This window comes from Hymenobacter cyanobacteriorum (assembly GCF_022631375.1).
GTDB lineage: Bacteria > Bacteroidota > Bacteroidia > Cytophagales > Hymenobacteraceae > Hymenobacter > Hymenobacter cyanobacteriorum.
In genome coordinates this window covers 679,230-703,829 of the sequence record NZ_JALBGC010000001.1, presented here as the reverse complement: position 1 = coordinate 703,829, position 24,600 = coordinate 679,230, and the positions used below count along the sequence as shown (strand labels likewise).

Here is a 24,600-nt window from a genome sequence, read left to right as displayed (position 1 = left end):
GTAGTAAATGGTTACTCTCGCGGTAGAGATGCTTCGACAAGCTCAGCATAACGTCCTATATAAAAGTTGCTTTCGCTGTTGTCCTGCGACTACATCGCCTTATACTCGTTCCAACTCTTAATCCTCAAGTCCTTCATTTCCAGCGAGCAGAAGGCCTGAATAAATGCCTTCGCCAGCCGCGCATTGGTCAGCAAACCGACGCCGAAATCCACGGACGTGCGGCGGATTTTGTAGTCGTTATCCAATTCACCCTTCGAGAGGTTTTTGGGGATGTTGATGACCAGGTCGATTTTCTTTTCCTTCAGATACGTCAGCACGTTGGGTTCCTGCAACTCATCGGGCCAGAAGAGCAGGCTGCTGGGAATGCCGTTTTCGGCGAAGAAGCGGTGCGTGCCTTGCGTAGCATACACGGTGTAGCCCTTTTTGATGAGCAGCGCGGCGGGCGCGAGCAGGGCCACTTTGGAGATGATGGGGCCGCCGGAAATCAGCACCGATTTCTGGGGGATTTTGTAGCCCACGCTCAGCATCGATTTCAGCAGGGCTTCCTCGGCGGTGTCGCCCAGGCAGCCGACTTCGCCGGTGCTCACCATATCCACGCGCAGCACCGGGTCGGCGCCGGGCAGGCGGGTGAACGAGAACTGCGGGGCTTTCACGCCCACGAAGGGCAGGTCGTAGACCCGCTCGCTTTCGTCACGTTCTACGTGTTTGCCTAGCAGCACTTGCGTGGCCTTTTTGATAAGGTTGTTGCCCGAGATTTTTGATACGAAGGGATAGCTGCGCGAGGCCCGGATGTTGCACTCAATCACGCGGATTTCGCCGTTTTTCTCCAGGAACTGGATGTTGAACGGGCCGCTGATTTCGTAGCGCTTGGCAATCTTTTCGGCGATGATTTTCAGCTTGCGGATGGTGCCCACGTACACCCGTTGGGGCGGGTAGTACATGGTAGCGTCGCCGGAGTGCACGCCGGCAAACTCCACGTGCTCGGAAATAGCGTAGCTCACAATTTCGCCGTGGTCGGCCACCGCGTCCAGCTCAATTTCCTTGGCTTCCTGGATGAACTCAGACACCACCACCGGGTATTCGGCGCTGACCTCGGCGGCCGTTTTCAGGAATTCTTCCAGCTCGAAGTTGTTGGAAACCACGTTCATGGCCGCGCCCGACAGCACGTAGCTTGGCCGGATGAGCACCGGGAAACCAACCTCGCGCACGAATTCCTGCATGGCAGCCAGCGAGGTCAATTCTTTCCAGCGCGGCTGGGCAATGCCCAGCTCGTCCATGATGCTGCTGAACTTGTGGCGGTTCTCGGCCTCGTCGATGCGGGCCGGCGCAGTGCCCAGGATGGGCGCGTCGGCATCGGCCAGACGGGTGGCGAGGTTGTTGGGAATCTGGCCGCCGGTGCTCAGAATCACGCCGCCGGGCTGCTCAAAATCCAAGATGTCCATCACCCGCTCGAAGCTCAGCTCCTCGAAATACAGCCGGTCCGACACGTCGTAGTCGGTCGAAACGGTTTCGGGGTTGTAGTTGATAATGATGGTTTTGTAGCCCTCGGCGGCCGCCGTTTGCACGGCCTGCACGCCGCACCAGTCAAATTCCACCGACGAGCCGATGCGGTACACGCCCGAGCCCAGCACCACCACCGACTGCGCGGTTTCGCGCGCCAGGTCGTTTTCGGTGCCGTGGTAAGTGGTGTAGAGGTAGTTGGTTTTAGCGGGGAACTCGGCCGCCAGCGTGTCAATCTGCTTCACCACGGGCAGCACGCCCAGAGCTTTGCGGCGGGCGCGTACCAGCAGCTCGTCGGCTTTGGTGCCGTGCGTGTCGTCGCCCTCGCCCAGCAGCTTCACCGCAATCTGCTGGTCGGAGAAACCAGCTTTCTTTACATCGCGCAGCAGCTTGGTTTCCAGCCCGTCAAGGCCCGCGCTGCGGCCGGCGGCGAGCTGGTTGCCCAGCTCAAAAATGCCGTAGAGGCGCTGCAAAAACCAGTGGTCAATCTTGGTCAGTTCGTGCACCTGCTCCAGCGTGTAGCCGGCCTCGAAGGCGCTATTGATAGCGAAGATGCGCTCCTCATTCGGCTCGCTCAGGAGCTGGTCGATGGCGGCGTGGTCCAGGTCCTCCTCGGGCCGGTTGGCCACGAAGCCGCGCTTGCCGGTGTCCAGCATCCGCAGGCCTTTCTGGATAGCTTCCTCGAAGGATTTGCCAATGGCCATGACCTCGCCCACGCTCTTCATGGCGCTGCCAATCTGGCGGTTAACGCCCGCAAACTTACCCAAATCCCAGCGCGGCAGCTTCACCACCACGTAGTCGAGCGCCGGCTCGAAGAAGGCCGACGTGGTCTGCGTCACGCTGTTTTTCAGCTCGGCCAGCGAGTAGCCCAGGCTCAGCTTGGCGGCCACGAAGGCCAGCGGGTATCCTGTCGCCTTGGAGGCCAGCGCCGAGGAGCGCGACAGGCGCGCGTTCACCTCAATCACGCGGTAATCCTCCGAAACGGGGTCCAGCGCGTACTGAATGTTGCACTCGCCCACGATGCCCAGGTGGCGAATGGTCTTGATGCCAATGCTGCGCAACTTGTGGTACTCGCGGTTGCTCAGCGTCTGCGACGGGGCCACCACGATGCTCTCGCCGGTGTGGATGCCGATGGGGTCGAAGTTTTCCATGTTGCAGACCGTGATGCAGTTATCATACGCATCGCGCACCACTTCGTACTCCACTTCCTTCCAGCCCTTCAAGGATTCTTCCACCAGAATCTGGTCGGAAGTGGTGAAGGATTTCTGGGCCAGCGTCCGCAACTCGTTCATGTTATTGGCAAAGCCGCTGCCCAGCCCGCCCAGCGCAAACGCCGCCCGCACGATGATGGGGAAACCGATTTTCTCGGCCGCCGCCAGCGCATCGTCCATCGTCGTCACGGCCACGCTGCGGGCCGAGAGCACGCCAATCTGCTCCAGCTTCTCCTTGAAAATATCCCGGTCCTCGGTGTCGATGATGCTCTGCACGGGCGTGCCCAGCACCTTCACATTATACTTTTCGAACACGCCGGCGCGGTACAGGGCCACGGCGCAGTTCAGCGCCGTTTGGCCGCCAAAGGCCACCAGAATGCCATCGGGCTGCTCTTTTTTGATGACTTCCTCCACGAAGTAGGGCGTCACGGGCAGGAAGTACACGTCGTCGGCAATGTTGTCCGACGTCTGCACGGTGGCAATGTTGGGGTTGATGAGGATGGTGCGGATGCCTTCCTCCTTCAGCGCCTTGAGGGCCTGCGAGCCGGAATAATCGAACTCCCCGGCCTCGCCAATTTTGAGGGCGCCGGAACCAAGGATGAGAACTTTGTTGGGTTTGTTCATTCTAAGGAAGTTGTTCAAAAGGAACGTCGGGGATGGTAAGCAGAAAAGGCGAACTACTTTAGAGTTTCTGTTGAACCGAGAAAAAGTTGCTAAATGAAAAAGCTTTTAAGTCTTGTTTTCTTCTGCACAATCACAAATCAATTGCTGGCACAGGCTTATCAAGCAAAGAATTCAATGCGTACTCGCGTGATTCCAGTCCCGGATGCCGCAGTTAGAAAATTTAAAAAGAATTTTCCGAAGGCTCAGATTGATTCGTGTTATGTGTATGGCGGTGATGCAAATCCAGAAGGCGAATTCATGTTCTATTCAAAGCAGAATAACCGGGTGGTAAATGCGTCTTATGATAGAGATGGTAAGCCTGTTGAATTAAAATTGGAAATACCAATAGAAGAATTGCCAAAACCAACTCAAAATATAATTGCGCAAAACGGAGTTAATGCGCAAGGTGTAGGAAGAGCTTACAAGGAAATTACTTGGTTTCCTAAGCAAATCAGAGTAAATCGCAGGAAGAAGGAAATGAAAACAACGAAAGTGGAGTACATGGTGGAGTTTGCCGCTGATTACAAAGGCGAGAAACTCACTGTGCCAATGTATTTCAATGAATCAGGTTACCAAGCAAATCCTGGGTTTCGGTAGAAGTAATGCAAGCGAAGCGGGCGAGATGCTTCGCTGCGCTCTGCATGACGTTCTTATTCGTCGTTCTTACTTAGCCTGCGTCTCCTTATACTCCACCACCGCTTTCAAAAAGTCATCAAACAGAAACTCTGTATCCTGCGGGCCGCCGGCGGCTTCGGGGTGAAACTGGGTGGAGAAGAACGGCTTGGTTTTGTGCTTGATGCCTTCGCAGGTGCCGTCGTTCAGGTTCTCGAACAGCATGTCCCACTCGGCGGGCAGCGTTTCGGTATCCACTGCGAAGCCGTGGTTTTGGCTGGTGATGTAGCAGTGCTGGGTGCCGGTGAGCTTCACGGGCTGGTTGTGGCTGCGGTGGCCGTATTTCAGCTTGAAGGTGTCGCCACCCGCGGCCAGGCCCATGAGCTGGCTGCCCAGGCAGATGCCGAAAATCGGCTTGTCCTGTTGCAGGGCTTTGTGGAGGTTCTGGATGGTGGGGGCGCACATTTTGGGGTCGCCGGGGCCGTTGCTCAGGAACAGGCCGTCGTAGTCGAGGGTCGTGAAATCGTAGTCCCAAGGCACCCGAATCAGCTCCACGTCGCGCTCCAGGAAGCAGCGGATGATGTTGGTTTTGGTGCCGCAGTCCACGAGCACGATTTTGTGCTGGCCGTGGCCGTAGTGCTGCACGCCGGCCGGGCTCACCTGGGCCACGAGGTTGTCGAGGTTGGGGTCGTGCAGGGGCACATCGGTTTCGGCCACGATTTTGCCCAGCATGGCGCCTTTCTCGCGCAGTTTCTTGGTGAGCATGCGGGTATCGACGCCGAAAATGCCGGGGATGTTGTACTCCTTCAGCCAGTCGCCGAGGCTTTTGGCGGCGTTCCAGTGGCTGTGCTCCTCGGAGTAGTAGTTCACCACGAGGCCGGCAATGTGAATTTTGTCGGACTCGAAAATCTTCGAAATCGACTCGTACAATTCTTCGCCGGGCACGCCGTAGTTGCCCACCATGGGGTAGGTGAGCACCAGAATCTGGCCGGCGAAGGACGGGTCGGTGAGGTTTTCGGGGTAGCCGGTCATGGCCGTGCTGAATACCACTTCGCCCGCCGATGAGGTGAACGCGCCGAAGGAAGTGCCCTCGATTTCGGTGCCGTCTTCGAGGATAAGTTTGACCTGTTTCGTGTTTTCCAAGGTAGTGTTAAATATTAAAAAAAAGGCTGAATGCGAAGCGCTTCAGCCTTTTTCCTATTGTTGATATTTTACTGACAGTACGCTGTCGTTAAGCAGCTTTACTAGTATGTGGCTGCCATCGGTATCAGGCAGCTCATAGGCCATTACCAGTAAGGAATCAGCCTTTGATTTTTCCCAATAGGTGGAATCAGGCGTCGATAGCGTTTGCAAAACCTGCTGCCGCGTCATGCCTTTCTTCGCTTGGCTCACCCGGCTTATGCGATTGAACGTGTTGTAAGCCCCGACGAAGTATTTCAAATAAAGCCCGTATCCGACCGACAAGCAGCAGCAGATAATGATGACCATAGTTGAGGGTTTCATCGGGGCAGGTGGCTAAGTCAAATTTGACTTCGCGCCACAAAGATGCGGCACAACAGCAAAAAAATTAGTCAAGTGCCGAGGCTTGTTGGATAATTTCCACCGATTTTTCCGTCAGCGCGTACAGCGCCTGCAGGAACCGGTCGACTTCTACCTGGCTGATATTCAGTGGTGGTAGCAGCCGGAGTATGGTGGGGTCGGAGGCGTTGCCCACAAAAATGTGGTGTTCCGACAGCAGCATGTCGCGCACGTCCTTGATGGGGAAGTCGTACTTGATGCCCACCATCAGGCCGCGGCCGCGGATTTCTTCGGCGCCGGCGTGGGCCAGCAGCTGGGTGCGGAGGTAGTCGCCCGTTTCGGCGGCGTGGGCCAGCAGGTTTTCCTGCTCAATGACTTCGAGCACCGCCAAGGCGGCGGCGCAGGCCAGGTGGTTGCCGCCGAAGGTGGTGCCCAGCAGGCCATAGGATGCTTTCAACTCCGGCGCAATCAGGATGCCGCCGATGGGGAAGCCGTTGCCCATGCCCTTGGCCACGGAAATGATATCGGGCCGGATGCCGGCGTGCTGGTGCGCGAAAAACTTGCCGCTGCGGCCGTAACCGCTCTGCACCTCATCGGCAATCAGGATTACACCGTACTGCTGGCACAGCGCCGCCAAGCCTTGCAGGAAGTCATCGGAAGGCATGATGATGCCGCCCACGCCCTGAATCGGCTCGATAATCACGGCGCACACGTCGCCGCCTTGCAGAGTGGTTTCCACCGCCGCCAAGTCGTATTCCAGGAAGCTGATGGCGTGGCCCGCGTTGAAGGGCGCGACGATTTTCGGGTTATCCGTAGCTGCCACCGCGCCCGAAGTGCGGCCGTGAAACGCGCCTTTAAACGCCACCACGCGGGTTTTGCCGGTGTGGAAGGAGGCCAGTTTTAGCGCATTCTCGTTGGCTTCGGCGCCCGAGTTGCACAGAAACAGTGCGTAGTCCTCGTAGCCCGACACTTGACCCAGCTTGTGCGCCAGTTGCGTCTGAATCGGAATCTGCACCGAGTTGGAGTAGAAGCCGATGTTTTGCAGCTGCTCGGTGAGGCGCTGCACGTAGTGCGGGTGGCTGTGGCCGATGGAAATAACGGCGTGGCCGCCGTAGAAATCCAGGTATTCCTGGCCCTGGTCGTCCCACAGCTTCGCGCCGAGTGCCTTCACAGGTGTGATGTTGACGAGGGGATAAACGTTGAAAAGCTCCATGTTTTTGGTGTATCAGAGCGTAATTAAAATAAGAACGTCATGCTGAGCGAAGCGTAGCGGAGTCGAAGCATCTCTACTGCTTCGTTGAAGTTAAGTTGAGCACTGTGACCTGTTCTGCCATTATAGTATGCGAGCCAGCAGAAGAAGAAAAATAACAAGCTATTGCCTCACCGATTTCTTCGAAATCAACCCTGAAAAGAACCGGGACATGGTCAAATGTGAGAAATGTGTCTTTCACATTTTGAAATTGCAGTTCGATGCTACAGGGCTTGAACTGCTTGTATTGCCCCTGTTCGTTAAGCTCGTTTGTGAATTCAGCCGTTTCGATTAGAAATGTAATAGTGCTTTTGAAAGAGAGAATTTCAAAATTCGTTCTTTCAAGTGTGGCATCATGAAAACTTGGCCAGTAGCCGAAATGCTGAACGACAAGCTCAGAATTAACTATTCGGTTAATGACGTTATTTTCAGTTGTAGACATGAATTTATTGTTCGGTAGAGATGCTTCGACTGCGCTCAGCATGACGTTCGGGTTTAAAAAAACGAAGCCTTACTCATCAGCCCCGTCGTTTCCGGCAGCCCAAACAGCAAGTTCATATTCTGCACTGCCTGGCCCGAGGCACCCTTTACCAGATTGTCAATAACTGAGGTAATGAGCAGCTGCTTGCCCTGTTTCTGCACGTGCAGCAGGCATTTGTTGGTATTAACCACCTGCTTGAGGTGAATTTCCTTGTCCGAAACCGTGGTGAAAGGCGCGTCGGCATAAAACTGCTTATACAGCTCCCGTGCCTCGTCCTGCGTCAAATCCGACGGCGTGTAGACGCTGGCGAAAATGCCCCGCGAAAAATTGCCGCGGTAGGGGATGAAGTGAATCTCAGCTTCTGACTGCGGCTGCAACTGCGCCAGGCTCTCGCCGATTTCGCCGAGGTGCTGGTGTGTGAAGGGCTTGTAAATGGACACGTTGTTGGTGCGCCACGAGAAATGCACCGTTTCCGACAGGCTCTGGCCCGCGCCGGTTGAGCCGGTGATGGCCGAAACATGGATGTCGTCGGTGAGCTTGCCGGCCTTGGCCAGCGGCAGCAGCGCCAGCTGGATGGCTGTGGCGAAGCAGCCGGGATTAGCAATGCTCTGGGCCTGCTGGATGCGGCTTTTGTTCAGCTCCGGCAGGCCATACACAAACTCGCGGCCTTCAAACTCGGCATCCGCATTCAGGCGGAAATCGTTGCTCAGGTCGATGATGTGCGTGGTTTCGGGTAGGGCGTTTTTGTGCAGCCAAGCTTTGGAATTGCCGTGGCCGAGGCACAGAAACACCACGTCCTCATCGCCGGCCAATTCAGAAGCGAAAACCAGGTCGGTTTCGCCCACCAAGTCGTCGTGCACCTGATACACGGGGTTTCCGGCGTTTGAGGTGCTGACGATGCCGCCCAGTTCCACGAACTCGTGGTGCAGCAAAATGCGGATAAGCTCGCCGGCGGTGTAGCCGGCGCCGCCCACGATGCCAGCCTTAATTTTCATCGTGCAGGCTGGCGCTAATTTTCAGCTGGTTGCCGAAAATCTTGATGAAACCACGGGCGTCGCGGGCATCCCAGGCATTGTTTTCCTCGCCATAGGTGGCCACTCTCGATTGCATCATATCGTATTTCGACTCGATGCCGAGCAGGTCGAACTGGTAGGGCTTTAGCTGCACGAACACCTTGCCCGACACGTAGTTCTGCGACGATTCTAGGAAGGCTTCCATGTCGCGCATCACCGGGTCGAGGTATTGCGCCTCATGCAGCAGCGTGCCGTACCAGTTGGCGATGTAATCCTTGTGCAGCAACTGCCAGCGGGTGCTGGTATGTTTTTCCAGCAGGTGGTGCGCCTTAATGAGGATGAGCGGCGCGGGAGCTTCAAAACCCACGCGACCCTTAATACCCAGAATGGTATCGCCCACGTGCGTGTCGCGACCGATGGCGAAGGCCGCGCCCAACTCGTTCAGCTTCTGAATCAGAGCCACAGGGTCCAGCGTTTCGCCATTCAGGGCCACGGGTTCGCCTTTTTCAAAGGTGATTTCCACGCGCTCCGAATCCTGCCGCTGCAATTGCGATGGGTAGGCGCTTTCCGGCAGGGCTTCGTGCGAGGTCAGCGTTTCGACGCCGCCCACGCTGGTGCCCCAGATGCCTTTGTTGATGGAATATTTCGCCTTTTCCCAACTCATTTCGAAGCCCTGCTTTTGCAGGTACTCAATCTCGGCCTGGCGAGACAGTTTCAGGTCACGGATAGGAGTGAGGATTTCCGTTTTGGGCGCAATCACCGCGAAAGCCACGTCGAAGCGCACCTGGTCGTTGCCAGCGCCGGTGCTGCCGTGCACGATGTAATCGGCCTCGTTGGCGCGGGCGTATTCGGCAATGGCCAGCGACTGGAACATGCGCTCGGCGCTCACGCTCAGGGGATAAGTGTCGTTTTTTAACACGTTGCCGAACAGCAGGTAGCGCAGGCAGTCCTGGTAAAAGCGCGTGGTCACGTCAATTACCTCGTGCTTCACCGAGCCCAATTCGTAGGCGCGCTTCTCGATGGCGGCCAGCTCCTCAGCCGTGAAGCCGCCGGAATTGACGATTACCGTGTGCACTTCCAGGTCGAGTTCGCGCGACAAATACACAGCGCAAAACGAGGTGTCGAGGCCGCCGCTATAGGCGAGAATGGCTTTTTTCTTCATTATGATGCAGAATCGGTTTCAGAAGCGTAGTTTTGCGGGAGAGGCAGGGTAGGGGTAAGGACGGCGAAATCAGGCACCTGAACCTGCACCAACTGCTTCTCGGGTGTGTCGTAGAGCATACCAGTGCAGAGGCACATCTTGCGCTCGTTCTCCATCAGAATGCTGTAGTTTTTGCAGCTTTTGCAGCCTTTCCAGAAGTCTTCGCTGGTTGTCAGCTCCGAGAAGGTGACGGGCTCGTAGCCGAGGTCGGTGTTGATTTTCATCACGGCCAGGCTGGTCGTGATGCCGAAAATCTTAGCCCGCGGGTACTTGGTGCGCGACAGGTCGAACACGGCTTGCTTGATGGCCCGGCCCACGCCGCCCTTGCGAATCTCGGCGTTTACAATCAGGCCCGAGTTCACGACAAAGGTCTTGTCGTCAAAGGTTTCGATGTAGCAGAAGCCCGCCAGTACGTCGTCGACGAAGGCGATGATGCCGTCGCCGCTGGCCATCTTCTGGGCCACGTAGGCCGGCTCGCGCTTGGCGATGCCGGTGCCGCGCGTTTTGGCCGACTCGACGTACCATTGGCATAATTGTTCAGCGTACTGAGCGTCCGCCTCCGTTGCAACCCGAATTGTCATTGATTATTAGAAACTTAGGGATAGATACGCGGCTGTCCGGAAAACCCGAAGTAGTGTATACGGGAATTTCCTGCTAAAGCCCAAACCTGTCGGTAAGTGGAGCGGGTACTTGCCCGGCTCAGAAAGATTGGCCAACGGGCCAACGTGCGGCTGTTGAAGCCGCTAGGGTCGTCGCACTAATGCGCAAGTCGTTTGGCACACGCCGGCCACCGCCGGCCAAGTGGCCGGAGCGAACAGCAAAGACGTGGAAACGGAGCGGAACATGGCGGAAACTAAGTCGATTCGGCGCTCTAACGAAGCAGCGAACCAAGTGGTTCAATTCTGCCGCAAAGGTAAAAGGCCCTACTTTTGCCCGCAACATTTCCCGGGGTTAATTTTTGAAATAGTCGCCGCCCGCTGCAGGGCTTGCGCCACGTGAAGCTGTAATGAAACCCGAACTAAAAATATTTAAAATTGGCGGTGGCATCATCGACCGCGAGGCCGACCTGATGGAATTCGTGCGGTTGTTTGCCAAAATCGATGGCCCGAAAATACTCGTGCACGGCGGCGGCAAAGGCGCCAGCGACATGATGAAAAACCTCGGCATTGCGCCGCAGCTGGTGAACGGCCGCCGCATTACCGACGCTGCCGCGCTCGACATTGTGACGATGTTCTACGCCGGTAAAACCAACAAGCAACTCGTGGCTGCGCTGCAAGGCCGCGGCGTTAACGCGCTGGGCCTTAGCGGGGCCGATGGCAATGTGATACTGGCCACAAAGCGCCCGGTGCGCGAAATCGACTACGGCTTTGTAGGCGATTTGAATGAAGCCAGTGTCAATTCCGGCCTGATTCAGCAGTTTCTGCACCTTGAGCTAACGCCAGTTTTCTGCGCCATCAACCATGATGGACACGGGCAACTATTAAATACCAACGCCGACACGATTGCGGCTTCGCTGGCTAAGGCGTTGAGTAAGGAATATGCAGTGTCGCTGCATTTTTGCTTCGAAAAGCGCGGAGTACTGGAAGATATTAGCGATGATAATTCCGTGATTGAAAAAATTACACTGAATAATTATGGGGAATTGAAGGAAAGTGGAATTATTGCTGATGGCATGCTGCCTAAATTAGAAAATGCGTTTGAAGCGCTGCAATTTGGCGTGAGCAAAGTAGTGATTGAGCACGCGCTGCACATCAACGAGGAATTGAAAACAACACTATGGCTGAATTAATAAATCAATTGACCGATGCGGCCGTTGAATTATTAATCCGGCTGATTAAAACGCCTTCCTTCTCTCGTGAGGAAGCCGATACGGCCACGCTAATTCAGGAATTTCTGGCGGCCCACGGCGTGATGGCAAAGCGGCAGCAGAACAACGTATGGGCCGTTTCGCAGCACTTTGATGCCGCGAAACCCACCATTCTGCTGAACTCACACCACGACACGGTGAAGCCGGGCGCGGGTTGGACTTACGACCCGTTTGGCGCGACGTTGGAAGGCGATAAAGTAATTGGTTTGGGAAGTAATGACGCAGGTGCTTCGGCGGTTAGTTTGCTGGCTACGTTTCTGTATTTTAAGGATAAGCCGAATGCATTTAATTTAATCTGTGCGATTACGGCCGAAGAAGAAATATCGGGTGCCAACGGCATTCGGAGCGTACTGCCGGAATTCGGCAAAATTGACCTCGGGATTGTGGGCGAGCCCACGGGGATGAATCTCGCCATTGCCGAAAAAGGCCTGATTGTGCTGGACTGCACCGCGCATGGCAAAACCGGCCACGCCGCCCGCGAGGAGGGCGAAAATGCTCTTTATAAGGCAATGGATGATATTCAGTGGCTGCGCGGCTTTCAGTTTCCGAAAGTGTCGCCGCTGCTGGGGCCGGTGAAAATGACGGTGACGCAGGTAAGCGCGGGCACGCAGCATAATGTAGTACCGGATAGGTGCCAGTTTGTAATCGATGTGCGGACCAACGAGCTATACCAGAACCAGGAAATTGTTGATTTTTTGCGTTCAAAATTGCACTCGGAAATCGTGCCGCGCTCCACGCATCTGAATTCATCGCGCATCGGCGAAAATCATCCGTTGATTGCAAAGGGCGTGGCGATGGGCAAGACGATTTACGGCTCGCCGACGCTGTCGGACCAGTCGATGATGCCTTTTGATACCCTAAAAATGGGGCCGGGCGAAAGTGCCCGCTCGCACACGCCGGATGAATTTATTCTGGTGAGTGAAATTCGGGCGGGTATTCGGGAGTACATTGAATTACTGACCGATTTTAGTTTTTAATTACCTGATTGCGCTATGAAAATTTGGGAAAAAGGATTTTCGGTAAACGATACCATCGAAAAATTCACCGTGGGCCAGGACCGGGTGCTGGATATGTACCTCGCACCGTTCGATATGCGCGCCTCGAAAGCCCAGGCCAATATGCTGGCCCAGGTGGGATTGATTTCGGAAGGTGAACGGCAGCAGCTGGTGACGGGCCTCGATGAGCTGCTGGCCCAGGTGGCGGCCGGCACGTTTCAGATTGAGGACGACTTTGAGGATGTGCATTCCAAAATTGAGTCTTACCTGACCGAGAAGTTTGGCGACGCGGGCAAGAAGATTCACACGGCCCGCTCGCGAAATGACCAGGTTTTGACGGCGATTCAGCTTTTTCTGAAGGATTACACCGAACAGATTTCGGCCAAAGTAGTAGCACTGGTGGAAGTGCTACTGCAAAAGGCTGAGGCGCATAAAAACGACCTGCTGCCGGGCTACACGCACTTTCAGGCGGCCATGCCAAGCAGCTTCGGGCTGTGGTTTTCGGCCTATGCCGAGCACCTGCTGCTGGATTTGGCGCTGTTTGAGGCGGCGCACAAGGTGGCCGACCAGAACCCGCTGGGGTCGGGCGCGGGCTTCGGTAGCAGCTTCCCGATTGACCGGGAGATGACGACGCGCGAAATGGGTTTCGGCAACGTGGCCGTGAGCAGCGTGGGCGCGCAAATGCTGCGCGGCAAAACCGAGAAAACGCTGGCCTTTGCCATTGCCGGCGCGGCGGGCACGCTGGGCAAGCTGGCGTATGACTTGGTGCTGTATAATAGCCAGGATTTGGGTTTTGTGAACCTGCCGAAGGAGTTCACGACGGGCTCCAGCATCATGCCGCACAAGAAAAACCCCGACGTGTTTGAGCTGGTGCGCGGCCACGCCAACCGCCTGCAGGCGCTGCCCAACGACATTATCCTGGCTACCAGCAACCTGCCCAGCGGCTACCACCGCGACTTTCAATTGCTGAAGGAGCTGCTGTTCGGGCCCATGATGCAGTTTGCCGACTTACTGGATATGCTGCTGTTTGCGCTGCCCGAAATTAAAATTAAGGAAGGCGTAATTGAGCAGGCGAAATACGACCCGATATTTTCGGTCGAAAATATCAATCAATTAATTATTGCCGGTGTGCCGTTCCGCGATGCTTATCAGCAGGTGGGCCGCGCCGTAGAAGACGGCAGCTATGTGCCACACCGCGAGTTTCAGACCACGCATTTGGGCAGCATTCACAATTTGGGCTTAACCGAGATTGCGGCCAAAGTGCGGCGCTGGCAGGAAGGAAGCGAGCTGTTCAAATAAGGCAGGCAACTCGTTTGGCGGCGTTGTGCAACTGCCAAAAAGATATTTAGAAAGCTCCAGTGCGGGAACGTGCTGGAGCTTTTGTTTTTTATTCAAATGCCAACAGATTTCGCTCAGAATACGCAGAATAGCGGACTGTACTTTTGCTCTTTGTCTGGTAACTTATTTTAACATGATTTCCTGTTTTCCGTTTCGGTGGTTGCATGGCTGCTGGCTGCTGCTGGCATTAGCGCTGCCGATTGCCAGCCACGCCCAAGCCCTGCGGGTGCAGGTGCGCGACTCGCTGCGGCACGAGGCGCTGATTGGCGCCAGCGTGGTGGTGCCCGGCACCGGCATCGGCGCGGCTACCGATGCCACCGGCACGGCCGTGCTCTCGCCGGCCCCGGCGGCCGGTACGCGGCTGCGCATTACGGCGCTGGGCTACCAGCCGCGCTTCGTGGCGGCCCCGGCGGTGGGGGAGGCGCTAACGCTACTGCTCGCGTCGGGTGGCGTTGAGATTGCAGAAGAAGTGCTGGTGACGGCCACGCGCACCAACTCGCGCATCGAGGACCTGCCCACGCGGGTGGAGGTGCTGGGGGCCGAGGAGATGGAGGAGGAAAGCAGCATCAAACCGGCCAGCATCGCCAGTTTGTTCGGCGATATCGCGGGCACCCAGATTCAACCGACTTCGCCCACCACCGGCAACCTCGATTTGCGCCTGCAGGGCCTGCCTGGGCAGTACACCCAGATTCTGCGCGACGGCGTGCCGCTCTACGGGGGCTTTGCGGGCTCGTTTGGGCTGCTCACGGTGCCGCCGCTCGATTTGCGGCAAGTGGAGTTGATTAAGGGCTCGAACTCGACGCTGTACGGCGGCGGGGCCATTGCCGGGCTGGTGAACCTGGTGAGCAAAACGCCCACGCTGGGTACGCCGCAGTACGCGGCCAGCTTCAACCAGACCAGCCTGCGCGAAACGGATTTGAACGGCTTCGCGGCGCGGCGCGGCGCGCGCTGGGGGTATTCGCTGTACGCCGGACTGGTGCGGCAGAAAGAAAAGGATGTGGACGGCGACGGCTTTGTGGACGTGCCCCGGGTAGGCAACGTGAACCTGCACCCGCGCCTGTTCTTCTACCCCAATGGCCACAGCCAGGTGGCGCTGGGCTACACCGGCACGCTCGAAAGCCGCCGGGCCGGCGATGCGGAAGTACTCAAAAAAGGCTTCGACCCGGTGAGCGGCCACGTGTTTTTCGTCGATAATACCAGCCTGCGCAACACCGCCGACCTACTGTATACCAACGACGCGCTGGCCGGCGGCCGCCTTACCGTGAAAGGCACCATCACGGATTTCGTGCGCGACGTGAATTCGAATACCAATGCCTTCACCGCCTACCAGACCACGTATTACACCGAAGCCAGCTACCTGCACGCCGCCGGCCCCCGCCACACGGTGGTGGTGGGCCTGAACGTGAACGGCGAGCAGCTGGCTTCCTTCAACCGCAGCGCCACGCCGCTGCGCAGCCCCTACACCTACCACACGCTGGGCGCGTTTGCCCAGGACGATTGGCGCGTGCTGCCCCGCCTAAGCCTGCAGGCCAGCCTGCGCCTCGACCATCATAACCAGTACGGCACGTTCGTGCTGCCCCGGCTGGCGCTGCTCTACAAGGCCAGCGCGGCCGTGACGGCCCGCCTGAACGGCGGCCTGGGCTACCGCGCGCCGGTGCCCTACATCAACAGCCTCGATGAGCGGGATTATCCGTTGGTGAAGGCCTTGCAAGGGGTACAGGCCGAGACCTCGTTTGGCCTGAACGGCGACGTGAATTACCAGCGTACGTTCGACGGATTTGACGAGCCGCTGGTGTTGAGCGTGAATCAGTCCTTTTTCTATACCCGCCTCAGCAACCCGTTGGTGTTGAGTGGGCTGGGATTTGCCGGGCCATTCCAGGCCAACTACCTGACGTGGCAGAACGCCGCAGCTCCACTTTCGACGCGCGGCCTGGAGACCTACGTGCGCCTGCGCGCCGACGAAACCGAGCTTTACCTCGGCTACGTCTTCACCGATGCCCGGCGGCAGTACGACGCGGCCAACCCGCACCTGCCGCTGGCCGCCCGCCACAAGTTTGCGGCGGTGGGTTTGGTGGAATTCACCGAAGCCTTCAGCGCTGGGCTGGAAGCCTCCTACATTGGCCAGCAATACCTGTCCGATGGCCGCACTGCGCCCGGCTACCCGCTTTTCGCGGCCTTGCTGCGCTACCATGTGGGACGATTTACTTTCGCGCTGAACGGCGAAAACCTGGCTGACTACCGCCAGACGCGCCGCGAAAAGGTGGTGCTTGCGCCCTTCGACAGCCCCGTTTTCCGCGAGCTGTGGGCCCCGGTGGAAGGCCGCGTTGTCAACCTGTCGCTCACGTGGCGGTGGGCGGCACGATAGGGGAGAACGGTCATTCCGCCGCAGAGGGAACCCGGGAACAGCGGTTCAATAACAGCCCCCAGATTCTTTCTGCGTCGGAATGACAACCTGAATCAGCTACTGCACAATGCGCTGGCTGAACGAGCCGGCGGCCGATACCAGCCGCACGATGTACATGCCGGGGGGCAGCAGGCGCATATCCAGGGCCCAGCGGCCGGGCTGGCTGCCATCGGGGGTGGCGGCGGCCGGCTGGCTGCGGCCCAGCGCATCGAATACCCGCACGCTGGCCGGGCCGCTGGCCAGCACGGCCGTGGGCAGGCCCGAGCTCACGACCCATTGCTGGGCTTCGTGGCCCGGATACACGGCCAGGCCCTCGGCGTTGGCGCTGCCCAGGCGGATGAGCTGCACCGGCGAAAAGGCGGTGGTGCCGTCGGTATCGACCTGGCGCAGGCGGTAGTAGCTGGTGCCAAACAGCGGCTGCTCGTCGGTTTGGTCGTAGGTAGTGCGGGCCGAAGAAGTGCCGGCGGCTGCCACTGTGCGCACGGTTTTGAAGATTTCGCCATCGGCCGAGCGCTCAATTACGAAGCTTTGGCTGTTTTTCTCCGAGGCCGTGACCCAGTGCAGGGCCACTCCCTGCCGGCTCGTAAGGCTGGCCGTGAAAATGACCAGCTCCACAGGCAGCGGGCGGCACGCCGGAACCAGGCCATCGCAGGCGCGTTGGTCGGCGTTGTTGCCGGCCTGCGGGCCAGGGCAGCCGGAAGGCTGGGTTTGCTGCGAGCAAATGGTGGTCACCAACGACGAAGCACAGTTCATGGCCAGCTGCTTGATGGCTCCGTTGCCGCCGAACACGCAGCCCACAATCCGCACAATGCCCGTGCCGCAGAGCTCGTTGCTGGCCGCGCCGCTGCTCACATCAACGCTGCCGTTGATGACGGCGCGGCTATTATCGGTCACGACCGAGTTGGCGAGCACCAGGTTGCAGTCGGTAGTCAGGGTAGTGGGTTGGCTGGGGCTTAAGGCATTGTCAATGAGCACGGAAGCTTTGTCGATTTTGAGCTGTGCCACGCGCAAGGTACTGCCCGGCGCAATGGTCAGCCAGGTATCGGCACGGTCGCCCGTGCCATCGCCCAAGGCCAGGTTGGTGCCCCCCACGAGCGAGCCTTGGCCGTTGATTGTCAGCGCTCCGTCTTTTCCGATGGCGTAGGGTACATCCAGCACCACGTTGAATCCCGAAATCACGATTTTAGCCGCGCTGCCCGAAGCCGGCGTGGCGCTGCAGCTGGCACTGCCCGCCACGGCCCACGTGCTGGCCGCCGAGAAAAGCCCGCTCTGCACGGCCGTGTAGGTGCATTGCGCGCTGGCGGCGCGGGGCAAAATGCTGCCCAAGGCAGCGGCCAGCAACGACAGGTAAAGAAACTGTTTCATGACAATGACGAGGATAAGTGAATAAAAAACCTCTTATTGTCATAATGTGTGCGCAAGAAAATTAATTCATTTATACAATTAATAATTTGAAAGTTTATATTTTATAGATATTCCAATTCATAAGCTCTCTGCTGAAATTAATGGCTGAAACAGGGTAAATCGCATTAATAGATATTATTTTATATTTTAGAGCTGATAAATTTTCATCGAAAAATGATGTACCCCATCCATCGCGTTTCGCTTAGCCCCAAGCCAATACCAGCGTGCCGGCCAGAATGAGCGCGGCCCCAACGGCCCCTTTCAGGCTCAGGGTTTCGCCCAGAAACGCTACGGCCAGCAGCAGCGACAGCGCTACGCTCAGCTTATCAACCGGGGCCACTTTGCTAACCGGCCCCAGCTTCAGGGCCCGGAAGTAACACAGCCACGAAGCCCCCGTGGCCAGCCCTGACAGCACCAGAAACAGCCACGTGCGCCCCGTGAGCGCCGGCAGGCCGGCGGTGGCCCCGCGCGCCAGGGCAATGCCCCAGGCCAGTAGCAGGATAACCACCGTGCGAATGGCCGTAGCCAAATCGGAATCGACGCCTTTGATGCCGATTTTGGCAAAAATGGCGGTGAGGGCCGCAAACACGGCCGAAAGCAGGGCGTAGGGAATCCAGGCAGCCATGAGATTGAGGAACAAGGATGAAAAAGAAAAGCGGGCCGCCCAGCCCAACCGGTGCGGCGGGCTTGCGTAGGCGGATGGTGGTACGCAGGCGGGCCCCAAACCGTCGGGCAAACGGCCCCGCTGGAATGCGCCCGGGAGCTTTTGGCCACTTTCCTGTTACCTTTTCAGCTATGCCCGATTCTGCCCCTGACTTCCGCCGGCCCGACCTGCTCCGTCTCGACTACGACACCTACCGGGCCCTGCCCGCGGTGGCCAACTCCGACCTCTCGCGCCTGCGCGATGCCCTGGAAGGCCGCGCTCCGCGCCCCCAAAGCAGTGCCAACGACGGCGCCCTGAACTTCGGCACCGCCTTTCACACGGCCCTGCTGGAGCCCGAGCAGTACGTGGCCGGCCTGCCCGGCCTGAACGATACGCTGGTGTGGTGGCTGGTGGAGGGCGTTCAGCTGGATGCCCGCCTGGCCGAGCTGCTGGCCCAAGGCACCCCTGAAGTAAGTGTGCTCTTCACCGAGCCCCAGACCGAAACGCTGTGCAAGCTGCGCGCCGACCTGGTGGTTGCCCAGCCCAACCAGCCGTTCACCATCATCGACTTTAAAACCACCAGCGCCCGCGATGCCGACCACTTCCTCTGGCAGTGCTCGGCCTACGACTACGACCGGCAGGCGGCCTTCTATACCGACGCGCTGCGGGCCGACCGGTTTCTGCTGGTGGGTGTGCAGAAAATTGAGCCGTTTGGCGTGTTCACCATTGAAGTGAGCGAGCAGCTGCTGGCCGAGGGCCGCCAGAAATACCAGCGCCTGCTACGCCTGCTGAAAGCACCCGCTACCGCGCCCGCCTACCGCGCCGAAGCCGTGCAGGCCGCCGTGGATGCCCTGGGGCTGGGCCCCGAAGCCGACTGATTGGCGTAAGCACTGCCGATGCTGGGCGCGAATTGCCGGCTCGACGACTTTGATGGAAAGCCGAAACCTGGGTGCTGCTGTCGCCTTGGTTTCGGCTTTATTCGCTTAAGGCCGGTGGGTGGCCTGCAAGGTGCGCGAACATATGGGATGGACCACGGCTGTCTGCGCACGCCGGTTTATCCATGTGCTTGAGCGGGCTGATTTTGTGATGGAAAATCGTGGCAGAATAATAAATATTTATTCCTAGCTATCAGGCAATTAAGTATAGTTTCAATTCTATGCAATCGGTAATGCAATCGATTGTACATGAATTTTGCTGGATGTAATTGTAGCTTTGCAGCGCCATCAATAGTGCTCTGAGGCAAATAATACCATTTCCTTTCCATTCAACTGCTCATGATGCAAACGTTTACTTCCTCTCTGGGGATGGCGGCCCTGCTATGCCTTAGCGCCGCCACCGCTAGCCACGCCCAATACACCTTTGCCGATGCGCCTACCACCGCTTCGGCCGGGCTGGGGGCCTACCGCCAGAACTTCGACGGGCTGGCCGGCACCAATACGTACTTTCAGAGTAACAACACGTTGCCGGGCGTGTATGCCCGCTACACCTTGAACGTGGTGGGCGGCGAATACGAGTCGTACCAGCGGGGCTGGGGCACTTCGGCCCGCCTTAGCCCCGACAACGGCTCGGAAGGAACGGCCAGCCAGTCGAGCGTGGACAACAACGGCACGGCGCACGGGCCGGCGTGGTACCACTTTGGCAGCGCCGGTAGCCCCGACCGCGCCCTGGGCGGCATTGCCGGCACCGCGACCTGGGACGGGCAGGGCTACGTGGGCATCCGCCTGAAGAACGGCTCGACCAAGGTGATTACCAACCTGGAGGTGGAGTATGCGATGGAACAGTGGTACAATTCGAGCCGCACCCAGGCCGCTACCGTCACGGTGGAATATCGGCGCAGCACGGCGGCCATTACATCCGTTTTCGATGGGCGCTGGACGGCCATTTCGGCGCTGAACGTGGCCGCGCCGTCGACTTCGGCCGCCATTGCGCCGCGCGATGGCAACGCCGCCACCAACCGCCGCGTGATGCACACCACCCTGAGCGGCCTGAACCTGCGCGTGGGCGAGGAAATCATGCTGCGCTTCGGCTACGCCTTCAACTCGGCCAGCAATGGCAATGGCTTGAGTATTGACGACGTGGTAATTACGCCCCAGACCAATATATTCTACTCGGCTGACGATGACAGTAAAAAGCTTGATTCGAAGTCGAGTTGGGGCACCAATACCGATGGCACGGGCACGGCTCCGGCCAACTTTGCGGCCGATAATTGCACCTATTATGTGCAATGCAAGAACAAGAAAGCCAAGCGCCTGACCAGCGGCACGACCTGGGTGATTACGGGCCTGAACTCGAAAATCATCGTGGGCGATGGCAGCAAAAAAAGCACGCTGTACGTGGGCCCGAACGATGATATCCAGGGCACCATTGATGTGAGCGACCAGGCCACGCTGGAAATCGAGCATCTGGCCAATACGCTCACGTTGGGTTCCTTGCACGACGGCAGCACGGTCGAATACATCAATGCGGGCACAATGGCGCAGCGCATCAGCGCCGGCAGCTACGGCAACCTGGCCCTGGCGGATGATGGCCCGCGCACCCTGGCCGGCCCGGTGCTGGTGCGCAGCGGCCTGGCCTACGAGAAGCCCGCCACGGCTTCGGTGCTGCTGAACAACTATGACCTGCAGCTGCAAAAGGACGCCGACTTCAGCGGCCCGGCCCGCACGGCCCCGCTGCTGGTGACGAACGGGACGGGCAGCCTGGTGCGCACCGTGTCGGGCGACGGCGTGGGCGTGCTGTTTCCGGTGGGGGCCAGCGCCACTTCGTACACGCCGGCCACGCTGAGCCAGAGCGGTAGCGGCCTGGAAGATGCCTACAGCGTGCGCGTAATTGATAATATGTACGCCAGCTACACGGCCGCTGGGATAGGTGTGGGCACTCCGATTACCAACCAGAACGTGAAGAAAACCTGGCTGGTAGAAGAAGAGGTGCCCGGCAACTCCAACGTGACAATGACGCTGCAATGGCCCGCCGCCGAAGCCGCCAGCAACTTCCTGAGCACCAAAGCCCACATCAGCCACTACACCAACGGCACTTGGGACACTACGCCGCTAGCCAGCGCCAGCGGAGCCGGCGCGGGAGCCAACAAGGTGTCGCGCGCGGGCATCAGAAGCTTCTCGCCGTTTGGGGTGTCGTCGCGCGCCAATCCGCTACCGGTCGAGCTCACGGCCTTCACGGCCCGGCGCGTCAGCGCAGCAGTGGCCTGCGCCTGGACCACGGCCAGCGAGCGCAACAGCCACGACTTTGCCGTGGAGCGCAGCCGCGATGGCGAAATATTTGAAACACTGGGCACTGTGGCGGCGGCCGGCACCAGCAGCAGCGCCACCGTGTATGGCTTCCGCGACCAGCAGCCGCTGCCGGGCCGGGCCTACTACCGCCTGCGCCAGACCGATGTGGACGGCGCGGTAGCTTACTCGCCGCTGGTGCTGGTAGCCGGCGCGGAGGTGGCGGCGCCTACGGTAGTGCCCAATCCCGGCACCGGCGCGTTTGCCCTGCTACTGCCCGAGGGGCTGGCCTTAACCGGCCCGGTGGTGGTGCGCAATGTGCTGGGAGCAGAGGTTCTGCGCCTACCGGCCGCCGCTACAGCCGACGCGGTGCGGTTTGAGCTGGGCGGGCAGCCGGCAGGGGTGTATTTGGTGCAGCTGGAAACGGCGGCCGGGCGTCGCTGCCTGCGGATTATCAAGCAATAACACCACGGCTGCGCAGCATTTTAAGTCAATACTTCCTTTCTTCTGCAAACAAAAAGACCCTTCTGTGCAAATAGAAGGGCCTTTTTGTTTGTAACAAAAAAACTTACTAATTAGTAAGTAAGTAGTATCTTTGGTGCATGATAACGAAAGCTGTTGCCATTCCTGCACTCGCTCCCGATACCCGCACGCGCATCCTCGACCTGGCCGAGACGCTATTGCTGGAGCGGGGTTTTAATGCGTTCAGCTACCAGCACCTGGCCCGGGAGCTGGGCGTGAAGCCCGCGGCCATTCACTACCACTTCCCCAGCAAAGACGACCTGGGCACGGCGCTGGTGGCGCGGCAGCTGCGCCGGCTGCGCAAGTGGCGCGGGCTGCCGCGCGTAACCAATCTGGGCCCCGTGCAGCAGCTCGATGCCCTGCTGGCCGTGTATGAGAACCACCTGGGCCAGGACCGCCGTGTGTGTTTGTTTGGGGCTCTGGCGGCCGATTTCCGAACCTTGCCCGCGCCCATGCAAGCGGAGCTGCGCACCTTCAACCGCGAGCTGACCGAATGGCTGGCGGAGGTGCTGGCCGTGGGCCGGGCCACCGGCACGCTGCGCTTTGTGGGCAGCCCTGCGGCAAAATCGGCGCAGGTGCTTACCACGCTGGCGGGTGCCCTACAGGTGGCCCGCGTACACGACGAAACCCCGTTTCAGGTAATAGTAGGCCAGCTGCGGCTGGAATTGCTGCCGTAGCGCCGGCAACAGAAACCGCTCACCTGCTGCCCCGCGCTTTACTATCCCTCACCGGCTGCGGCAACAATTGTTGCCCATCCTGACTCACCCAGTGCCATGACCAATACCTATTCGCCCGCCTATTGCCCCGAGGCCGATGAAGCGCAAGCTGCGCCGCCGGCCGTAGCTACCCGCTACCCCGAGCCGGCAGGCCTGCGCTGGGTGCGCTGGCAGCTGGGCGCGCTGTGGGCGGTGGCCCCGGCGCTGGGTTTCCGGCAGGCGTGGCGCGTGTTCACCACGCCGCGCCGCCTGCCCGCCAAAGCCTGGGAAGCGCCCGCGCTGGCCGATGCCCGCCGCCGCACCGTGGCCGCCGAAACCGGACTCATTGCCGTGTACGAGTGGGGACCGGAGGCTGCGCCGGCCGTGCTGCTGGTGCACGGCTGGGAGCACCGGGCCAGCTTCTGGCGGGCCTGGGTGGGGCCGCTGCTGGCCGCCGGCTACCGCGTGGTGGCCCTGGACGGGCCCGCGCACGGGGCCTCGGCCGGCCGCCGCACCACGCTCACCGATTTCGGCGGGGCGGTGCAGGCGGTGGTGAATACGCTGGGCGCGGTGCGCGCCATTGTGGCGCACTCGTTTGGGGCGGCCTCGGTGGCGGGGCTGCCGGTGCGGCTGCGGGCGGGGGCGGCGTTGCCCCGGCTGGTGCTCATCAGCGCGCCGGAGGGGCCGCGGGTGGTGGCCGAGCGGTTTGCCGATTTTCTGCATCTGCCCAAGGACCTGGTGCGGCGCTTCGCCAAGCACATCGAACGCAGCACGGGCCGGCCGGCCGATTCGTTTGCCGTGGCTGCCGCCGGACCGGGCACGAGGGCCGAACAGGTGTTGGTGCTGCACGACGAGGGCGACGAAATCATTCCCTTCGCCGAAGGGCGGCAGATTGCGGCCGCCTGGCCCGGGGCACGTCTGCACGCCACGCGCGGCCTGGGCCACAACCGGATTCTGCGCGATGCCGACGTTATTCAGTCGGCGGTAGCTTTTATCGGCTGAAAACGGCTTAAATATGGTCCAGGCCCTCGGCGGAGAGTTGGCGTAGCAAGTCGCGCAAGCCTTCCGCTTCACCAATGAGCTGTCCAACGTGCTGCACATACTCAGCCTCGGCCCGCAGGTCGCGCTTGAGCTGACGTAGTTCCAATTCCTGCTTCTTGCCGGTGCCGCTTAGCATGAAGCCCTGTGCGCCGTATTTCAGCTCGTTCATTTCCTGCTTCAGTTGGGTTTGCTGCTGGAGTAGGGCGCGGGTGTAGCGGGCCAGCACGTCGTCGGTTTCGGAATCGGCGGGGCCGGTTTCGGCCAGCAGCTGCAGTAGCGTGTAAAGGTCGTCGGCCTCATAGGCCTCGGTGATGCGCTGCATCTGGGCCGTTTTGGCGGCTTGTTTTTCGGGGTCGCGCTCCAGGTCGGGGTGGTGCACGCGGGCCAGCTGCCGGTAGATGGTTTTGGCGTTGGATTCGAGCTGCTGTTGGTCGGCCTGCGCGGCAGCTTCCTCTTTGCGCTGGGCCTTGGTTTTGCGGCGGGCGCGGGCCGCGGCGGCGGCTTGCTCGTGGGGCGGCAGGCTGGGGTCGGGGATGAAGGCTGGCTCGGTGGTTGAGACTTTCGATGCCTCGGGCTCCGGCCCAAAAGCCTCCTGGCGCGGCCCCCCGGCCGGCGCGTATTTGCGAATGATTTCGCCCTCGTCCTCGCCAAACCGGTTTTCCAGCGTGCGCGCATTGCCCAGCAGCAAGGCCGTAATCTGCTGTTCCTCCAGGCGGCTGAAGTAGCTTATCAGCAGTGCTTCTTCCAACGCCGGGTATAGCGCGTGGCGGGCATCCACCACGGCCGTGGCGGCCGGCCCCACCTGCTGCCAGTAGCGCCGCCGGGCTTCGGCCTGTTCGGCGCGCAGGTCGCGCAGCCGCTCGCGCAGGTTTTCCACGTCCAGAATGGCCTGCCGGAAAGCCTGTTGCGCCGGTGTGCCCGCCGGTTGTTCATCGGTACGAACCGGGACAGTAATACGGTTGGGATGCGCGGAATCGGGGTTATTCATCACGAGCAAAGGTACGGGTAGCGTGCGGGGGGAA

The 24,600-nt window shown here is 59.4% G+C and carries 20 protein-coding genes; 9 read left to right on the top strand and 11 right to left on the bottom strand.

Translation table 11 applies throughout. From position 1 onward, the window contains the following. Positions 1-89 precede the first annotated feature (89 nt). Positions 90-3,335 (bottom strand): carbamoyl-phosphate synthase (glutamine-hydrolyzing) large subunit, encoded by a 3,246-nt coding sequence (gene carB, locus MON38_RS02995; protein WP_241934646.1) that lies wholly within the window; start codon positions 3,333-3,335, stop codon positions 90-92. A gap of 93 nt (positions 3,336-3,428) precedes the next feature. On the opposite strand from carB, the gene MON38_RS02990 reads away from it, so the two are divergent. Beyond that, the gene (locus tag MON38_RS02990; RefSeq protein ID WP_241934645.1) at positions 3,429-3,971 is read left to right on the top strand and encodes a hypothetical protein; all 543 of its coding nucleotides are present in this window, start codon (positions 3,429-3,431) and stop codon (positions 3,969-3,971) included. Positions 3,972-4,037: 66 nt separating this feature from the next. Here MON38_RS02990 and carA read toward each other — a convergent pair whose 3' ends face one another. From carA to MON38_RS02955, 7 genes are all read right to left on the bottom strand, one after another. After that, on the bottom strand, positions 4,038-5,129 hold the full coding sequence (carA, locus tag MON38_RS02985) for a glutamine-hydrolyzing carbamoyl-phosphate synthase small subunit (protein WP_241934644.1): 1,092 nt from the start codon (positions 5,127-5,129) through the stop codon (positions 4,038-4,040). Positions 5,130-5,183: 54 nt separating this feature from the next. After that, positions 5,184-5,489, bottom strand: a complete 306-nt coding sequence (locus tag MON38_RS02980; RefSeq protein ID WP_241934643.1) for a hypothetical protein — start codon at positions 5,487-5,489, stop codon at positions 5,184-5,186. A gap of 64 nt (positions 5,490-5,553) precedes the next feature. Continuing rightward, on the bottom strand, positions 5,554-6,717 hold the full coding sequence (locus MON38_RS02975) for an aspartate aminotransferase family protein (RefSeq protein WP_241934642.1): 1,164 nt from the start codon (positions 6,715-6,717) through the stop codon (positions 5,554-5,556). 73 nt (positions 6,718-6,790) lie between these two features. Next, positions 6,791-7,195, bottom strand: a complete 405-nt coding sequence (locus tag MON38_RS02970; RefSeq protein WP_241934641.1) for an Imm50 family immunity protein — start codon at positions 7,193-7,195, stop codon at positions 6,791-6,793. A 53-nt stretch (positions 7,196-7,248) separates the two neighbouring features. Continuing rightward, entirely contained in the window at positions 7,249-8,229 is a 981-nt protein-coding gene (argC, locus tag MON38_RS02965) for an N-acetyl-gamma-glutamyl-phosphate reductase (RefSeq protein WP_241934640.1), read from the bottom strand. After that, complete coding sequence (gene argG, locus MON38_RS02960; protein ID WP_241934639.1) at positions 8,219-9,409, bottom strand: argininosuccinate synthase; 1,191 nt, start codon at positions 9,407-9,409, stop codon at positions 8,219-8,221. The genes argC and argG overlap by 11 nt, the downstream gene beginning before the upstream one ends. After that, positions 9,409-10,029, bottom strand: a complete 621-nt coding sequence (locus MON38_RS02955; protein ID WP_241934638.1) for a GNAT family N-acetyltransferase — start codon at positions 10,027-10,029, stop codon at positions 9,409-9,411. Before MON38_RS02955 ends, argG begins: the two co-directional genes overlap by 1 nt. A 425-nt stretch (positions 10,030-10,454) precedes the next feature. Here MON38_RS02955 and argB point away from each other — a divergent pair, with 425 nt between their 5' ends. The 4 genes from argB (at position 10,455) to MON38_RS02935 (ending at position 16,013) form a co-directional block, all read left to right on the top strand. Further along, positions 10,455-11,237: an acetylglutamate kinase gene (gene argB, locus MON38_RS02950; RefSeq protein WP_241934637.1), complete on the top strand. Its 783-nt coding sequence runs from the start codon at positions 10,455-10,457 to the stop codon at positions 11,235-11,237. Then, the gene (locus MON38_RS02945; RefSeq protein WP_241934636.1) at positions 11,225-12,292 is read left to right on the top strand and encodes a M20 family metallo-hydrolase; all 1,068 of its coding nucleotides are present in this window, start codon (positions 11,225-11,227) and stop codon (positions 12,290-12,292) included. The genes argB and MON38_RS02945 overlap by 13 nt, the downstream gene beginning before the upstream one ends. Positions 12,293-12,307: 15 nt before the next feature. Continuing rightward, positions 12,308-13,609 carry an argininosuccinate lyase gene (argH, locus tag MON38_RS02940; protein WP_241934635.1) on the top strand — a complete coding sequence of 434 codons (1,302 nt, stop codon included), beginning with the start codon at positions 12,308-12,310 and terminating at the stop codon, positions 13,607-13,609. A 172-nt stretch (positions 13,610-13,781) separates the two neighbouring features. After that, positions 13,782-16,013: a TonB-dependent receptor gene (locus MON38_RS02935; protein WP_241934634.1), complete on the top strand. Its 2,232-nt coding sequence runs from the start codon at positions 13,782-13,784 to the stop codon at positions 16,011-16,013. Positions 16,014-16,109: 96 nt separating this feature from the next. Here MON38_RS02935 and MON38_RS02930 read toward each other — a convergent pair whose 3' ends face one another. Both MON38_RS02930 and MON38_RS02925 read right to left on the bottom strand, forming a co-directional pair. After that, a complete protein-coding gene (locus tag MON38_RS02930; RefSeq protein ID WP_241934633.1) occupies positions 16,110-17,417 on the bottom strand; it encodes a T9SS type A sorting domain-containing protein in 1,308 nt (435 codons plus the stop codon). 241 nt (positions 17,418-17,658) lie between these two features. Beyond that, a complete protein-coding gene (locus MON38_RS02925; protein WP_241934632.1) occupies positions 17,659-18,081 on the bottom strand; it encodes an EamA family transporter in 423 nt (140 codons plus the stop codon). Positions 18,082-18,251: 170 nt separating this feature from the next. Between MON38_RS02925 and MON38_RS02920 the strand changes: the two genes are divergently transcribed. The 4 genes from MON38_RS02920 to MON38_RS02905 all read left to right on the top strand — a co-directional run bounded on the left by MON38_RS02920 (position 18,252) and on the right by MON38_RS02905 (position 23,539). Beyond that, the gene (locus MON38_RS02920) at positions 18,252-18,977 is read left to right on the top strand and encodes a PD-(D/E)XK nuclease-like domain-containing protein (RefSeq protein ID WP_241934631.1); all 726 of its coding nucleotides are present in this window, start codon (positions 18,252-18,254) and stop codon (positions 18,975-18,977) included. Positions 18,978-19,373: 396 nt separating this feature from the next. Further along, positions 19,374-21,785 carry a T9SS type A sorting domain-containing protein gene (locus MON38_RS02915; RefSeq protein WP_241934630.1) on the top strand — a complete coding sequence of 804 codons (2,412 nt, stop codon included), beginning with the start codon at positions 19,374-19,376 and terminating at the stop codon, positions 21,783-21,785. A 137-nt stretch (positions 21,786-21,922) separates the two neighbouring features. Beyond that, a complete protein-coding gene (locus tag MON38_RS02910) occupies positions 21,923-22,519 on the top strand; it encodes a TetR/AcrR family transcriptional regulator (RefSeq protein ID WP_241934629.1) in 597 nt (198 codons plus the stop codon). 96 nt (positions 22,520-22,615) lie between these two features. Beyond that, positions 22,616-23,539, top strand: a complete 924-nt coding sequence (locus MON38_RS02905; RefSeq protein WP_241934628.1) for an alpha/beta fold hydrolase — start codon at positions 22,616-22,618, stop codon at positions 23,537-23,539. Between the two features lie 7 nt (positions 23,540-23,546). Here MON38_RS02905 and MON38_RS02900 read toward each other — a convergent pair whose 3' ends face one another. Next, positions 23,547-24,566 (bottom strand): J domain-containing protein, encoded by a 1,020-nt coding sequence (locus MON38_RS02900; protein WP_241934627.1) that lies wholly within the window; start codon positions 24,564-24,566, stop codon positions 23,547-23,549. Positions 24,567-24,600 lie beyond the last annotated feature (34 nt).

Excerpts from the sequence above, each read along its gene's own strand:
- argH (WP_241934635.1), top strand. The coding sequence starts at position 12,308 with ATGAAAATTTGGGAAAAAGGATTTTCGGTAAACGATACCATCGAAAAA.
- argG (WP_241934639.1), bottom strand. The coding sequence starts at position 9,409 with ATGAAGAAAAAAGCCATTCTCGCCTATAGCGGCGGCCTCGACACCTCG.
- MON38_RS02980 (WP_241934643.1), bottom strand. The coding sequence starts at position 5,489 with ATGAAACCCTCAACTATGGTCATCATTATCTGCTGCTGCTTGTCGGTC.
- MON38_RS02920 (WP_241934631.1), top strand. The coding sequence starts at position 18,252 with ATGCCCGATTCTGCCCCTGACTTCCGCCGGCCCGACCTGCTCCGTCTC.
- MON38_RS02905 (WP_241934628.1), top strand. The coding sequence starts at position 22,616 with ATGACCAATACCTATTCGCCCGCCTATTGCCCCGAGGCCGATGAAGCG.
- MON38_RS02915 (WP_241934630.1), top strand. The coding sequence starts at position 19,374 with ATGATGCAAACGTTTACTTCCTCTCTGGGGATGGCGGCCCTGCTATGC.
- argC (WP_241934640.1), bottom strand. The coding sequence starts at position 8,229 with ATGAAAATTAAGGCTGGCATCGTGGGCGGCGCCGGCTACACCGCCGGC.
- MON38_RS02975 (WP_241934642.1), bottom strand. The coding sequence starts at position 6,717 with ATGGAGCTTTTCAACGTTTATCCCCTCGTCAACATCACACCTGTGAAG.
- MON38_RS02955 (WP_241934638.1), bottom strand. The coding sequence starts at position 10,029 with ATGACAATTCGGGTTGCAACGGAGGCGGACGCTCAGTACGCTGAACAA.
- MON38_RS02945 (WP_241934636.1), top strand. The coding sequence starts at position 11,225 with ATGGCTGAATTAATAAATCAATTGACCGATGCGGCCGTTGAATTATTA.
- MON38_RS02990 (WP_241934645.1), top strand. The coding sequence starts at position 3,429 with ATGAAAAAGCTTTTAAGTCTTGTTTTCTTCTGCACAATCACAAATCAA.
- carB (WP_241934646.1), bottom strand. The coding sequence starts at position 3,335 with ATGAACAAACCCAACAAAGTTCTCATCCTTGGTTCCGGCGCCCTCAAA.
- argB (WP_241934637.1), top strand. The coding sequence starts at position 10,455 with ATGAAACCCGAACTAAAAATATTTAAAATTGGCGGTGGCATCATCGAC.
- MON38_RS02930 (WP_241934633.1), bottom strand. The coding sequence starts at position 17,417 with ATGAAACAGTTTCTTTACCTGTCGTTGCTGGCCGCTGCCTTGGGCAGC.
- MON38_RS02910 (WP_241934629.1), top strand. The coding sequence starts at position 21,923 with ATGATAACGAAAGCTGTTGCCATTCCTGCACTCGCTCCCGATACCCGC.
- MON38_RS02925 (WP_241934632.1), bottom strand. The coding sequence starts at position 18,081 with ATGGCTGCCTGGATTCCCTACGCCCTGCTTTCGGCCGTGTTTGCGGCC.
- MON38_RS02970 (WP_241934641.1), bottom strand. The coding sequence starts at position 7,195 with ATGTCTACAACTGAAAATAACGTCATTAACCGAATAGTTAATTCTGAG.
- MON38_RS02900 (WP_241934627.1), bottom strand. The coding sequence starts at position 24,566 with ATGAATAACCCCGATTCCGCGCATCCCAACCGTATTACTGTCCCGGTT.
- MON38_RS02935 (WP_241934634.1), top strand. The coding sequence starts at position 13,782 with ATGATTTCCTGTTTTCCGTTTCGGTGGTTGCATGGCTGCTGGCTGCTG.